The organism is Chloroherpetonaceae bacterium, from assembly GCA_033763895.1.
Lineage (GTDB): Bacteria > Bacteroidota > Chlorobiia > Chlorobiales > Thermochlorobacteraceae > JANRJQ01.
Window position 1 is genome coordinate 407,929 of sequence record JANRJQ010000010.1, and the last position, 12,924, is coordinate 420,852.

16 protein-coding genes are annotated in these 12,924 nt (G+C 38.7%); 8 read left to right on the forward strand and 8 right to left on the reverse strand.

Features of this window, described 5'->3' with window-relative positions; genetic code table 11:
• Positions 1-18: 18 nt before the first annotated feature.
• Positions 19-1,065 carry a ferrochelatase gene (locus SFU91_09820; GenBank protein MDX2129320.1) on the forward strand — a complete coding sequence of 349 codons (1,047 nt, stop codon included), beginning with the start codon at positions 19-21 and terminating at the stop codon, positions 1,063-1,065.
• Here the strand turns inward: SFU91_09820 and SFU91_09825 are convergent.
• From SFU91_09825 to SFU91_09845, 5 genes are read right to left on the reverse strand one after another with little or no spacing between them, the layout of a single operon-like run.
• The gene (locus SFU91_09825; GenBank protein ID MDX2129321.1) at positions 1,035-1,817 is read right to left on the reverse strand and encodes an MBL fold metallo-hydrolase; all 783 of its coding nucleotides are present in this window, start codon (positions 1,815-1,817) and stop codon (positions 1,035-1,037) included. The genes SFU91_09820 and SFU91_09825 overlap by 31 nt on opposite strands.
• Positions 1,818-1,828: 11 nt before the next feature.
• Entirely contained in the window at positions 1,829-2,116 is a 288-nt protein-coding gene (locus SFU91_09830; GenBank protein MDX2129322.1) for a hypothetical protein, read from the reverse strand.
• Between the two features lie 8 nt (positions 2,117-2,124).
• Positions 2,125-2,883 carry a hypothetical protein gene (locus SFU91_09835; GenBank protein MDX2129323.1) on the reverse strand — a complete coding sequence of 253 codons (759 nt, stop codon included), beginning with the start codon at positions 2,881-2,883 and terminating at the stop codon, positions 2,125-2,127.
• A gap of 3 nt (positions 2,884-2,886) precedes the next feature.
• On the reverse strand, positions 2,887-3,660 hold the full coding sequence (locus SFU91_09840; protein ID MDX2129324.1) for an SDR family NAD(P)-dependent oxidoreductase: 774 nt from the start codon (positions 3,658-3,660) through the stop codon (positions 2,887-2,889).
• An 11-nt stretch (positions 3,661-3,671) separates the two neighbouring features.
• On the reverse strand, positions 3,672-4,598 hold the full coding sequence (locus tag SFU91_09845; protein MDX2129325.1) for a hypothetical protein: 927 nt from the start codon (positions 4,596-4,598) through the stop codon (positions 3,672-3,674).
• A gap of 2 nt (positions 4,599-4,600) precedes the next feature.
• On the opposite strand from SFU91_09845, the gene SFU91_09850 reads away from it, so the two are divergent.
• Genes SFU91_09850 through SFU91_09865 form a run of 4 tightly spaced genes read left to right on the forward strand, consistent with a single transcriptional unit; the run spans position 4,601 to position 6,967 of the window.
• Positions 4,601-5,545: a J domain-containing protein gene (locus tag SFU91_09850; GenBank protein ID MDX2129326.1), complete on the forward strand. Its 945-nt coding sequence runs from the start codon at positions 4,601-4,603 to the stop codon at positions 5,543-5,545.
• 18 nt (positions 5,546-5,563) lie between these two features.
• Positions 5,564-5,890: a multidrug efflux SMR transporter gene (locus SFU91_09855; GenBank protein MDX2129327.1), complete on the forward strand. Its 327-nt coding sequence runs from the start codon at positions 5,564-5,566 to the stop codon at positions 5,888-5,890.
• A 1-nt stretch (position 5,891) separates the two neighbouring features.
• Complete coding sequence (locus SFU91_09860; GenBank protein MDX2129328.1) at positions 5,892-6,572, forward strand: regulatory protein RecX; 681 nt, start codon at positions 5,892-5,894, stop codon at positions 6,570-6,572.
• A gap of 20 nt (positions 6,573-6,592) precedes the next feature.
• Positions 6,593-6,967, forward strand: coding sequence for a hypothetical protein (locus SFU91_09865; protein ID MDX2129329.1), 375 nt, complete (start codon positions 6,593-6,595; stop codon positions 6,965-6,967).
• A gap of 38 nt (positions 6,968-7,005) precedes the next feature.
• Here the strand turns inward: SFU91_09865 and bcp are convergent, their stop codons facing one another.
• Positions 7,006-7,467: a thioredoxin-dependent thiol peroxidase gene (bcp, locus tag SFU91_09870; GenBank protein MDX2129330.1), complete on the reverse strand. Its 462-nt coding sequence runs from the start codon at positions 7,465-7,467 to the stop codon at positions 7,006-7,008.
• A 19-nt stretch (positions 7,468-7,486) separates the two neighbouring features.
• The gene (locus SFU91_09875) at positions 7,487-8,719 is read right to left on the reverse strand and encodes an FAD-dependent oxidoreductase (GenBank protein MDX2129331.1); all 1,233 of its coding nucleotides are present in this window, start codon (positions 8,717-8,719) and stop codon (positions 7,487-7,489) included.
• 103 nt (positions 8,720-8,822) lie between these two features.
• Here SFU91_09875 and SFU91_09880 point away from each other — a divergent pair, with 103 nt between their 5' ends.
• The 3 genes from SFU91_09880 (at position 8,823) to SFU91_09890 (ending at position 12,038) form a co-directional block, all read left to right on the forward strand.
• Complete coding sequence (locus tag SFU91_09880) at positions 8,823-9,449, forward strand: hypothetical protein (GenBank protein MDX2129332.1); 627 nt, start codon at positions 8,823-8,825, stop codon at positions 9,447-9,449.
• Between the two features lie 19 nt (positions 9,450-9,468).
• On the forward strand, positions 9,469-11,580 hold the full coding sequence (locus SFU91_09885) for an alpha-amylase family glycosyl hydrolase (protein MDX2129333.1): 2,112 nt from the start codon (positions 9,469-9,471) through the stop codon (positions 11,578-11,580).
• An 86-nt stretch (positions 11,581-11,666) separates the two neighbouring features.
• The gene (locus tag SFU91_09890) at positions 11,667-12,038 is read left to right on the forward strand and encodes a response regulator (GenBank protein ID MDX2129334.1); all 372 of its coding nucleotides are present in this window, start codon (positions 11,667-11,669) and stop codon (positions 12,036-12,038) included.
• An 18-nt stretch (positions 12,039-12,056) separates the two neighbouring features.
• On the opposite strand, the gene panB is transcribed toward SFU91_09890, so the two are convergent.
• Positions 12,057-12,911 (reverse strand): 3-methyl-2-oxobutanoate hydroxymethyltransferase, encoded by an 855-nt coding sequence (panB, locus tag SFU91_09895; protein ID MDX2129335.1) that lies wholly within the window; start codon positions 12,909-12,911, stop codon positions 12,057-12,059.
• Positions 12,912-12,924 lie beyond the last annotated feature (13 nt).

The following is a 12,924-nucleotide window of genomic DNA, read 5'->3' on the forward strand; positions in this document are numbered from 1 at the left end:
GCTTCAAAGGAGAGGTTTATGTCTAAAACCAATGTAATTCTTGTCGCTCACGGAGAAGGTGAAACTATACACCCACGCGAGCATTTTAGACTAACAAAACGCATTTTTCATCATGCTGAAAAGTTGGTTGCAATACCAAAAGCTCTTCAAACGCTGATTGCGGGAGTCGGCTCTATTGCTTTAAGTGCCAAATGGGCTTTATCAGGATATCGCTCGCCCCACAATAAAGAAAGTCGCCATCTTTGTGAATCCTTAATATTGGCGTGGAATAAAAACGCTTCAATTGAACAAGTTGATTTCAAATTGGCTTATTCCTCAACTCCCCCTTATTTCGAAGATGTACTTTCAAAAATTTCAGAAGACGAGAATATCATTGTTGTTTCTTTAACCCCAGTAAACTCCGATTTTTCGTGCGGTATTCTTTGTGAAGAACTTTTCAAGAAGTTTTCAAAAAGCGAGTTGTTAAAATTCCCTTCAAGAGCTCACACAATTGGAAATTTGTGGAATCGAGATGAACTTCTTGAGGTTTATTTGCAACATATCCTTGACCACCGAGCCGGAGTTTCAACACAATTCAAAAGCGGATTAATTATAGCACTTCACGGAACCGTAGTTCGAGATTCAAAGGGAAAAATTCCTTCATTTAATACAGGTCTTAATGAAACACTTGAATTTGCAGACCGAATGAAAAAGCGATTTGCAAAAGAATCCGCACTTGGTTTCAATCGAATTGAAGAGGCCTACTTAAATCATAATGTTGGCGGTGAATGGACAGTTCCAACCCTGAAGGATACTATTCGCACTATGAAGCTTCAAGGCATTGAGGAAGTGGTATTTTTTGCGGGAGGTTACTTTTCAGATAACAGTGAAACAGATCATGCGAGCTTGGCTCAATTGAAAAAAGCAGGCTTTAAAAAAATTCATTCCTTGCCTTGCATCAATTCAAATGAACGCTTTGTAATATTCTTAAAAAATGAAATTGAAAAGGCTTTGAGCTGTATGAATCGATGGAAAAATCTTTCGCTCCCGCTGATTCACGAAGCTTCAATGATTAGACCATCGTAAGCGGGTTCAACTGAAAAGTCAAAATCCTTCAACTCCGAAGAAAGTTTCTCGTGAGCAATATCATGATTGAAATGGGTTAGGTAAGTTTTCTTAGGCTTGATTATCCGAATGTAATTCAATGATTCATTGAGAGAAAGATGAGTGGGGTGTGGTTCATATCGAAGGCAATCCAGAACCAAAATTTCTAAGTTTTCCAATTTCTTGAACGAGGTTTCCGGGATCGATTTACAGTCGGTCATGTAAGCAAAATCATTGATCCTAAATCCGTAAATATCAATTTTACCGTGACCAATCTCGATTGGAACTACCTTTACAGAACTCGAATTCTTTTTGATTTCAAACGGCTCTTTAACAATACGCATTGTTAATTGAGGTAATCCGAACTTTAGATTTCCCTCTTCAAACGCATATCCAAAACGGCTTCTAACTTCCGGCTCGCATTGGGGCGATGTATAAAAATCGATTGCTGTTTTTTGCTTTTGCGTAAACGCTCGAATATCATCAAGTCCAAAGAGATGGTCGAAGTGATGATGTGTTTGAAGCACCGCATCAATTTTAGGAATTTTATAACGAAGCATCTGGGCGCGGAAATCGATGGAAGTATCAATTAAAATTGATAAGTCTTGAGATTCAAGATAGACGGATGCTCGAAGGCGGTTATCTTTCGGGTTGGTTGAATTGCAAACTGAACAGGAGCAAAGCGGTACTGGTATCCCTTGGGAAGTACCTGTTCCCAAGAAAGTAATTTTCATTTGGTGTCCAATTAGTACTCAAAACTCTCGGGAGTTTCGGGGCGGGTTTTAGAAATTTCCTCATCAACTGCTTTTCGGGCTTGAGGGCTTAAAAAAATTCCCTCAACACCAATTCGTACAAGCGCACGAGCAATCGTTGCAATTTTGCCCTCTATGGGAATGAATTTGTTGACAACAAGAATATTATCTTCATGTACACGGCAATCGCCACCAACAAAACTCCCTTTCTCATATCGGACTTTATACCCCAGTTTTCGAGAGGCATCTTCTAATTCTTGTAAAATATCTTGCTTTCTCATAAAGATGATTAAAAAGTAATACCGGCAGTAAATGAATGTTGCCGCATAAAATAATCAAATTGATTGGCAGAAAAATTTGAAAACAAATACCGAAACCGATAACTAAATGCGAAACCAAAACTATTGACAAGGTTTGGAAAATGTGCTGTAACATCAGCTAAAAAACCAGCAGTTACTCCGGTTAATGTCCCGCTGCTTTGAGGAGAAAAATCACCAAACCCCTGCGTCGCGAAAGCTGCGAATGCAATTGCGCGACCAAGCGTAATCCACGATCTTGTATTATAAATCAGGGTTGACCCAGTACCGATTCCTAACGAGAAAAGCCTTAAATCTTCAGTTGATGCACCTTGTTGGCGACTGGCAAAGATGATATCAGTTATTAATGAAATGGGTAAAGCAAATTTTAAGCCTGTTGCTTCAGGGCTAGAAAAATAATTATCGACATCAAATCGTGCTCCCCCGGCAAGCAGTGTTTGAGTTTCACCATTGGTGTTGCTTTTACCGTAATCGAAGTAAATCAGCGCGTTGTCTAAGCGAATGGCTAAAGACAAAATTCCTTCATCAAAATTAAATTGACTTCCGGTGAATTGATTGGTTGAGCGTGGTGATAAAGAAACCAGTGTGTACCCAAATTCGAGACTCCGAATAAAAATACGGGCTTGTTCTTTTGCCGGCTTATCACTTGGCGCGAACTCGCCCAAAACTTGAGCGATGCTCGTTGATGTTGAACTTATAAGAAATAAAAAAAGAAAAAAATATCGTTTCATATCTCAAACATTTCTGTGAACCGTTAATCCTGCTTGTTCGGTAGGGCGAATAATTAAATCATCAATGTCAACATGAGCCGGCCGTGAAGCAACAAATGTTAAACATTCAGCAATGTCTTCGGCAGTAAGCGGGGTCATGTTTTTGTAAACTTCTTTCGCTTTTGATTCGTCTCCCTTAAAGCGAACAACACTGAATTCAGTTTCAACCAATCCCGGTGAAACACAACTAACACGGATATTCTTTCCTAAAAGCTCATAACGCAGTGATTCAGAAAAAGCGCGCACACCGAATTTCGTTGCGCAATAAACACTCCCGCCAGCATAAGACATATAACCCGCGACACTTCCTAAGTTAATGATATGTCCACTGCCTCGATGAAGCATTGGTTTTAATGCCATTTTCGTAAGTCGGATAAGTCCATAGACATTGGTTTCAAACATTTCGCGCATATCCTCTTCCTTTAAATCGGCAGCAAAATCTCGGCCACGCGCGAGCCCCGCATTATTAATGAGGATATCGCAATGACCAAATTCCGCAAGTCCCTTATCGATGAATTCTTGGCAACCAGTTTCACTCTGAACATCCAAATAGGAATAACTGGCTGAAATGTGATAAGAATCAAGGAGTTCTTTGCACAAAGTTTCCAATCGATCCGTTCGTCTTGAACCTAAGAACACAGAAGCACCGGCGGCGGCAAATTGTCTCGCGGCGGCTTCTCCGATTCCTGCACTGGCACCGGAAATGAAAATTGTTTTTCCTTTTAAGCGATGAAACATAATCTCAGTTTTTATTTGCGAGGAGCAAGATACTCTTTTGATATTATTTTCAAGGTGAGACCGTTATCCCACTCAGCCTGTAATAGTGAATGAGGGAATTGGCTGTCAAACCAATACCGATCAGTTTTATTGGTACCCCCCCGGCCGGTGAAATTTGCCGTAATCGGTATCGCCAATTGAATTTTTCCATTCAAATCAAGTGAATCAATCGTACCGACGTGGTATTCAACCTCTCTAAGGGCAGGCGCCTCATATTCAAGATGACTTAAAGACGAATAAGTTGAACGATAAAAAGTAATCCCGCCTTCAACCTGCAAATTAAAATTGATTGCTCGAAGCGAAAGCGGTAGCTGCTCCTCCAAAAAAATTTCTTTTCCAAGTTCGATTTCTCCATCTCCGAATTCTCCTTGATAACAGTGGGTATAGATCACAGTTCGCCCCATCAAACGCTTAAGAATTTTTGAAGTCATTTTTCCATTTTCATGCCCGTGAAATTGTAATCTGACAGGTTCGAAGTAATCTCGAGTAAGAATTGAAACCTGAAGGGAAAAGGACGTCAGATCGTCATTCGTAGCGAATCGTTGGCGCGAGAGTGTCATTGTTGAAAAAAGATCCTTTCGTGTTGAATCCGTGCTTTCATTATAAAATTGTTTAGAAAACAGAGTTGACCGCGTTTCCCAAATTTCTTCATAACTTTTTCCCGATTCTTCATCGAAAACTCGGTAACGAATTTTTTCAATTGTGCCGTTTTGCCAGAGTGTATCAGAAGCCCACCGTTTGTTAAAAAGTCCAAGTTCAGTTTCTTCCTCTTTCTTTACGAGAAGGTTTGTTGTTTTTTCTTCAACCATTTTAGGTGGTTTTCCATCACAACTGATGAATAAAAAGATTGGAAGAAAACAAATAACTAAAAATTGTTTTATTGAACGAATGATGTTCATAAATGGCGTGTTCCAAAGTTTGGATTCGTGATGATAAAATTTTAGTAACGACTGAAGGATATTTATTAATTTATTTTAAATCTAAAGTCATTCTATTCGAAGACCATCTTAGAAGTTGTTTAGTAATGCATTCCTCTTACAATAATCTGAACGAAGAACGTTTCAAAAATTATTATGAAGTGCTGCGAATTCGGCCGGCGGATTCTCCGGAACTTATTCGTGCAGCGTACATTGCACAAATCAAGGAGTGGCACCCAGATAAATTTCAAAACAGTGACCCAGAAACGCGATGCGTCGCTATTGAGCGTTCAAAGTTAATTAATGAAGCCAAGCGAAATCTTCTTGACCCAGAGTCAAAACGACTTTACGATGCCACTTTTGAAGCGAGATTTCCAAGAAGGTGGGAGAAGTTAGTTTCTAAATCAAGACCGAAACAGCGTCAAGTCACCGTTGAAGAGTTGATTGAAAGAGGAATTCCAATCAACCCAACTGTAGCATCTTCTGCTCAAAATGCCGACCCTACCAAATTTCAATGGTTGAATTTTTCCACACGGGTCAATCCTCGAACCAAACGCGTGGTTTTCAATCTAAATCATTTTTTAGAGCGAAATCCGGAGTGTGAAGTCCGTTTGCGATATCATGTTGATGAAGAATGGACAAGCTTCACAAAGCTAAGGGTTCATACATATCAATACAAAGGCTCGGTTGGTCTCGCAGAAATGCAAGCGAGGTATGTCAGTCCAAAAGGTAAAATCTTTTACTCAAAGATTATTCCAAAAACAATCATTTTGGGAGAATATCACGAGTCAATGAGAGAGAAGGAGAAAATTCAATTGCATTATCGAAAAATAAGGCAAAGGCTAGCGATGAAATTGATTTTAGCCATTTTAGGTTCATCTCTCATTAGTGAACTCTCTGATTCCATCGGTATTTTTATTTCCTTGTAACACTTTTTCTTTTTCAACATGAATGCATCTTGGGTTTACTTAGTGGTTGCGGGTATTTTTGAAGTCGCGTGGGCAATTGGAATGAAGTATTCCGAGGGATTTACAAAATTTTGGATTTCAGGAGTGACCGTTGTGCTAATGATTTTGAGTTTTTATTTCCTTGCCAAAGCACTTGAAACAATTCCTTTGGGAACCGCCTATGGGGTATGGACGGGAATTGGAGCGGTCGGAACAGCGATTGCAGGAATGATTCTCTTTGGAGAATCACGTGAAGTGCTACGGCTTCTCTGCATTCTCCTCGTCATATCAGGAATTGTTGGATTGAAGCTTTTAAGTACTGATTAAAATGCCATTTCAACCTCATCGAATCAATCACTTTGAAAACATCCCTGAAAAGGAAGGCTACCTTATCTCTTCTGTAGAAGCTCAAAAGAAAATCCCAAATCGGATTTCTATTTTTCTTGACGGACAGTTTGCTTTTTCTCTAAGTATTGACTTGACTTTTGAGTTAGGGTTACGAAAGGGGAGAAGAATTTCTCATAATGAATTGAAATTATTCCAATCGCGATGCGAAGCTGATGAAACCAAGGCAAAGGCTTACGCCTTGCTATCGCGAAGGCCACACAGCCGCCGCGAACTCATGCAAAAGCTAAGATTGAAAGGCTTTCCCGCTGATGTGATTGATGAAGTCATTTCTGAATTTTCAAAAAAGCAATTATTGCTTGATGAGGAAGTTGCTGAACAATGGGTTGAGTCAAAACTTAGGAGTAAGAATATCGGACCATCAAAAATAAAAGCATTTTTGTATAAAAAAGGGATTACGAAAGAAATTATCGAGAAAACCCTAAATGATAAAGATTTGCAAGAGGATGAAAAATGCTTCAAAGCAGCAAAGGCAAAGTGGAAATCAATGAAAGAAACTGACCGGAAAAAAAAGGAAATCAAACTTGGTCGGTTTCTTCAAGGTCAAGGATTCTCTTGGGATTCCGTTCGGAAAGCGATTAAAGCGGTAAATGAACCATCATAATCAATCAACCACGATCAAACATGAAAAAAATTATTCTATTCGGGGTTTTGCTTTTTGTATTAAGCATTAATCTTTCAACGAAACCCGCCGAAAATCTTAATCTTGAATGGCGTTCTTTTGTGCAAGCGGATTCACTGATAAAAGATAAACTCGAATACTTTCACTTTCAAACCAGCGGAACGCCAAAAAGACTTTTAAGTACTGAGGCTTACCAAACCATTGTCCAAGCAGCGAAACTTTCTGGCTATGAGGAAGGAGAGCTGGAAGTGATTGTTTATGTTGTTGATAAAAAATCAAAAGAAGAGCGTCGTGCCCCATTACCTAATTTTAACACGACGCCATACCGAGGTTCGAATCAACAAAAACCTAAATCATACCCCAAGAAGTTTGAGTAAAAAAAGCCAACTTACGTTAGGCTTTTGAAAAAAAAGTGTTATTGAATTGCAGCAAGTATCTGCTCAGCATGACCTTCAGGTTTAACCTTATCAAACACATGAGAAATTTTCCCTGTTTCGTCGATGATATAGGTAACACGGTTTATGCCCATATATTCTTTTCCCATAAATTTCTTCTTTCCCCAAACCTTATAACTTTCGACGATTTTCTTATCGGTATCCGCAAGAAGCGTAAAAGGAAGTTGATACTTTTCGATAAATTTTTTGTGTTTTTTTTCATCATCAACACTTACTCCGAAAACCGTAACCCCAAGCTTTTGAAACTGAGGAAAGTTATCTCGAAATGAACAAGCTTCTTTCGTACAACCCGGTGTATCATCTTTAGGGTAAAAATAAAGAACAACTTTTTTCCCTTTTTGGGAAGCGAGGCTTACAGTGTTTCCTTCTTGGTCTTTAACGGTAAAATCAGGTGCAACTGAGCCGAGAGTGAGTAATGACATAGTTTGTTTTATTAATTGATTAAAATCGACTGACATCTCTTCCAAAAATACTCGCTTTTAACCAATCATAAAGAACCTGCACTTTATTTTTTAAGCTTACAAGTTTGGTTAAATACGCCGAACGCCAGAAAATCCAAGTTCCAAAGCCGCTTGACTTGGTTTGTGGTAAATCGGCTAATGCTTTATTGTCACCGATATATGCAAGCATTCCGAAGTTTTGCCATAAAAAAGGTTTTGGTTTGAAGCTTGAATGCGTTGCTTTTTTCTTGAATACAGTTGCTAAATATTTTCCCTCTTGCATTGCAACTTGCGCCGTTGCTGGTTGCGAAAAGTCAGAAGGAGTTGCACAATCTCCAATAGCATAAATATCCTCTAAACCTTTGATAAGCAAATTAGAATCCGTTAAAATTCTCCCGTTTCGGTCTTTTTCAAAAGGCAATTTTTGTATGAATGGGTTTGAGGTGTTACCTGTTGACCAAACCAGTAATCCGAAATCAAGTTCTGAATTGTTATTTAGAAAAAGTTTGTTCCGAGATACTTTTTTGACGACAGTATTCGTCATCACCCGAATTTTTCTTCGTGAAAAAAGTTGCCCCGCATAAAGAGAGAGTTTTTCATCAAAAAGATTAAGTAACTGCTTGCCTGCCTCTACAATGGTTAAACTTGAAGAAGAGATAAGTTGAGGGTAAGTGTAAGTAAGTTCATCTTCGAGGAAATCAGAGAGTTCAGCCGCAAATTCAACGCCTGTAGGCCCTCCACCTACAACTACAGTATGCAAAAGACGATGACGCTCTTCAACAGGAATCGTTGGTAGCGCAGCCAGTTCAAAATTGTCAAGGATTTTTCTTCTAAGGATTCTGGCATCATCAAGTTCTTTTAGAAATACGGCATGTTCTTTCACTCCCTCAATTCCAAAAGTATTGTTCGAAGCGCCAACAGCAATTACAAGCACATCGTACTTTACTTCAAATTCTTCATCTAAGATTGCTGAGCGACACCCGATGGTTTTATTGGTCGTATCAATTCTTTCGGCAAACGCTTGAAGATAGGTAAGGTATTTTGCTGAATGCCGTATTGGTTCAATAATGCTTCGAAATTCGATTGTTCCGACGGTTGTGCTTGGGAGCAAAGGGGTGAAAAGAAAATAATTTCGTGGAGATATAACGGTTACTTGATACAAATCTGAGGGAAGTGATTTAATCAGACTGTAAGCTCCGAAACCTGTACCAAGAATAATTAAATTTTTTTTCATTGGTTTTTTTTGGTTTAAGAATACGAAGGAACAGGCGATAAGTTATTCTATTTTTCACCATTAGATTTTTAATTAAGTTGCAATTCAATTTCACCATTTAATAATGAAAAAATTTTGTTTCTTTTCGTTGGTGCTTATAGGAGCAATCGCTTCTTTCATGCCCCTTCAAGTCAAGGCAAATACACCTACTCAGCTTCGATTAACCCCTAAAAAAAACGGCTTCGTTTTTTCAGTCCAGCCGGCGATTCGTTGGATAACAAGGAGAGAAACCGGTAATTCGTATTGGTTAGGGTCTGTTACTGGGGCTTACGGAATTTTAGAAAATTTTAATCTGAATGTGGCTTACGGTCAAGGAGAAACCATCTCACCGTTTAGAGATTTTATCGGGGGTTCACTGCGATACACCTTTCACATCTCTTATTCCTTATCGATAAAATCACGCTTTGATATCTATCTTGGAGCACATAAAGGCGGATTCGGCGATGCCATCGATGCTGGATTTATCTTGGCCAATAGAATCGGAAAATTTGGAATCATGATTGGTGTTCATTCACAATCACCAATTGGAGATTCCCAACTTACAGGCGTGACTTTTAATGGACTTATTGGCGTTGATGTTCCTTTCCCTGTTATTGGAGGAGATTGGCTACATCTTTTTATTACAGCTTCGCCAAGCATCAATAACGATGCGATAAATACCATTTCAGGGGGGATCAAATTTGAAATCTAATTTTTTTAAGAAAATCTTTATGAAGAAGTTATATGTAGGCGTTTTTCTCCTATTTATTTTTTGTTTTTTCATTGATGCAACAAACTTTTCAGCAATCGCCTTAGGTCAGAATCTACCGATGAAACCCTCTGTAAAAAGTATTAACCAGCTTGATACGTTGTATTCCTCAAAAGCAATGGGATTAACTACCCTAAAAGATGAAAATGTTTTTCGCGTTTTTTCCCCAAGAGCGAAAAAAGTTTTTTTGATTTTGTACGAAAAGCATACCGATATAAATGGCCGTGAAATTCAAATGATTCGTGACAATCAAGGGGTTTGGGAACACCTTGAAAAGGGAAACTTAATCGGAAAATACTATGGCTATCGAATTATTGGACCTACCGGGAAAAACGAAATGTTTGATAGCACCGTCGTAATCGCAGACCCCTATTCAAAAGCAGTGACTACCCAAAACCATTATAGACAATCTTCTAAATCATTAATTATAGATACCAATTTTGATTGGGAAGAAGATACTTGGGTAATCGGTCAAAATCATAACGACCTAATAATATACGAAGCTCATCTTCGCGATCTCACAGCGCATGCTTCATCCGGAGTGAATCAAAAAGGAACTTATCTCGGCCTTACTGAAAAAGGCAAGACTGGTGGACTTTCTTATCTTAAATCTTTAGGGGTGAATGCGGTTGAATTCCTTCCTATTCACAAATTCGGAACCATTGAAATCCCTTACAAAGATTCAAGTGTGATAGCGGCAGGCTACCCAGTGAATACTTGGAATCCGTATGCTCGTAATCATTGGGGGTATATGACAAGCTACTTTTTTACTCCCGAAACCTATTACGCAACCGATGGAACGATAAATCACGGAGAATATAATGGGATTGATGGTAGAGCGGTGAAAGAGATGAAGCAAATGGTGAAAGCCCTTCATAAAGAAAAAATCGCCGTGATACTTGATGTCGTCTATAATCATGTGGCTCAATACGATTTCAATTGCTTCAAGTACATTGATAAATTCTATTACTTTCGATGCGATTCATCCGGAAATTTTATGGGATCCTCTGGCTGCGGAAATGATTTCAAAACAGAACGCCCGATGTCGCGTAAGATGATTGTTGAAAGCGTTAAATATTGGATGACCGAGTATCATATCGATGGATTTCGTTTCGATCTCGCCGCAATGATTGATTGGGAAACATGTCGTGAGATCATACAAGAAGCTAAAAAAATTAACCCGAATGTTATCATTATTGCTGAACCTTGGGGCGGTGGCGGTTATGCTCCAGAAAAATTTAGTGAAATCGGCTGGGCTTCTTGGAATGATCAAATACGTAATGGGGTGAAAGGGCAAAACCCTCATCACGGCAAAGGTTTTATTTTTGGAAAATTTCAAGGAGAGAACACAACAAAATCAATTCAGAATTACTCCCTTGGTACCCTCAAAAAAAATGGAGGACTGTTTATCCAAAAAGAGCATTCAATCAATTACCTCGAATCTCACGACGATGAAACTATGGGAGATTTTATTCGCGTCGCTTTAGGAGAAGTAAAAGAGGGGGTTGTCATAAAAAATCTAAACAAGCATCATCGCTTAAGCCCTAAATCTCTCGCTCTAAATAAACTTGCTGCGCTTTTTCTTTTTACTTCTCAAGGTGCGGTGATGATTCATGAAGGTCAAGAGTTCGGAAGAAGTAAAGTCATCGCAAAAACCGCAATCCCCGATCCGAAAGTTGGAATGATTGACAGAAATAGTTATGAAAAAGACAACGAAACCAATTATTTGAATTATACCCACGCAAAGTTAAATCGTGAACTCGTCTCTTATTATCAAGATTTGATTCAATTCAGAAAAAAGTATAACCAAAACTTTGGTAGCGCAAACGAAGAGAATATTGATTTCATAGAAACTAAAGATTCTCTTGTTCATGCATTTAAATCAGATTCTGATAATCATGAATTTTTGGTCATCCTAAATTCGAATCAAAAGAAGTCAATCAATTTTAAGTTGCCTGAAGGAAACTGGCAGTTGTTTTTTGATGGAAAGGGACTTTTAACGCGGCCTAAAAAATTACATAATCGCGTTTCCCTAACGCCCATTTCAGGAGTAATCTTAAAAAAAGCGGACTGATTATTTTAGACTTATTCGCTTACTATATTTTTGCAAAAATTTGTCAATCCAATTCAATCGAATTTTCATCGTTCTCCTCTTAAAATATGTCTGAAAAAAAAACACTGCTCATCGTAGAAGACGAACCTGAAGTATTGGAACTGCTTCAAGATGCATTTGCTGAATCTTATCGAATCATCACTGCACGAAATGGCAACGAAGGTTTAGACACCTTTCTGAAAAATCAAGGTGAAATTGATGGAATTGTAACCGATTTGATGATGCCCGAAATGTGTGGAGACGAATTGATTCAAGAAGTGAGGAAAGTAAACTCAGAACTTCCTATAATTATGATAACAGCCTTTGAAGAGAAAAGAAAAGATGTGCGGAAACTCGTCAAAGATTTGAATGCAATGTTTATAAAAAAACCGTTCAGTATCGTTGAGTTTAAGAGAATCGTAATGGAATCGATTCACTGAAAAGTAGAGTCGTTATTGCTATAAATAGCTTTCATTCGTTGAAGGAAATACTCCACTTTTGACATCCTCCAAATAACTTTGCACGGCGTTTGAAATCACTTCTTCCAAATTGGCATAACGCCTCACAAATCGAGGGTTAAACTCATTATTTAAGCCCAAAAGATCATTCGTGACAAGTACCTGTCCATCACAACCACTTCCCGCGCCTATCCCGATAGTTGGAATTTGCAATTGTTTGGTTACACTTTCAGCTAAAGAAGCTGGTATCTTTTCAAGAACAATAGAAAATGCGCCTGCGTGTTCAAGCAATTTAGAACTTTCAAGAATCTCCTGAGCTTCTTTCTCTTCCTTTGCACGTACTTTATAGCTACCAAATTTGTAAATCGATTGAGGTGTCAAGCCCAAATGACCCATTACCGGAATTCCTGCATCAGTAATTCGTTGAACAGTTTCAACAACCGATTTCCCACCTTCAAGTTTAACGGCATGACAGCCCGTTTCTTTCATGATTCTGCCTGCATTTTTCAAGGCATCTTCTGAAGAAAGTTGGTAAGACATAAATGGCATATCTACCACGACCATCGCTCGATTTTGAGCAGATTGAATGCCCTTCAAAACCGCTTTTGCGTGATAGATCATTTCATCGATGGTAATCGGGAGTGTGGTTTCATTTCCACAAAAAACATTGCTAGCGGAATCGCCGACAAGAATAATATCTATCCCGGCGGTATCTAAAATCCTTGCAAGGGTAAAATCGTATGCAGTCAACATCGAAATTCGCTCACCTCGCTGTTTCATTTCTACAACTTGACGGGTAGTGACTTGCCTTGTCGAAGCGTGAATGTCGATATGCTTTCCTAGCCTTGTTGACATAATCGATTTACTT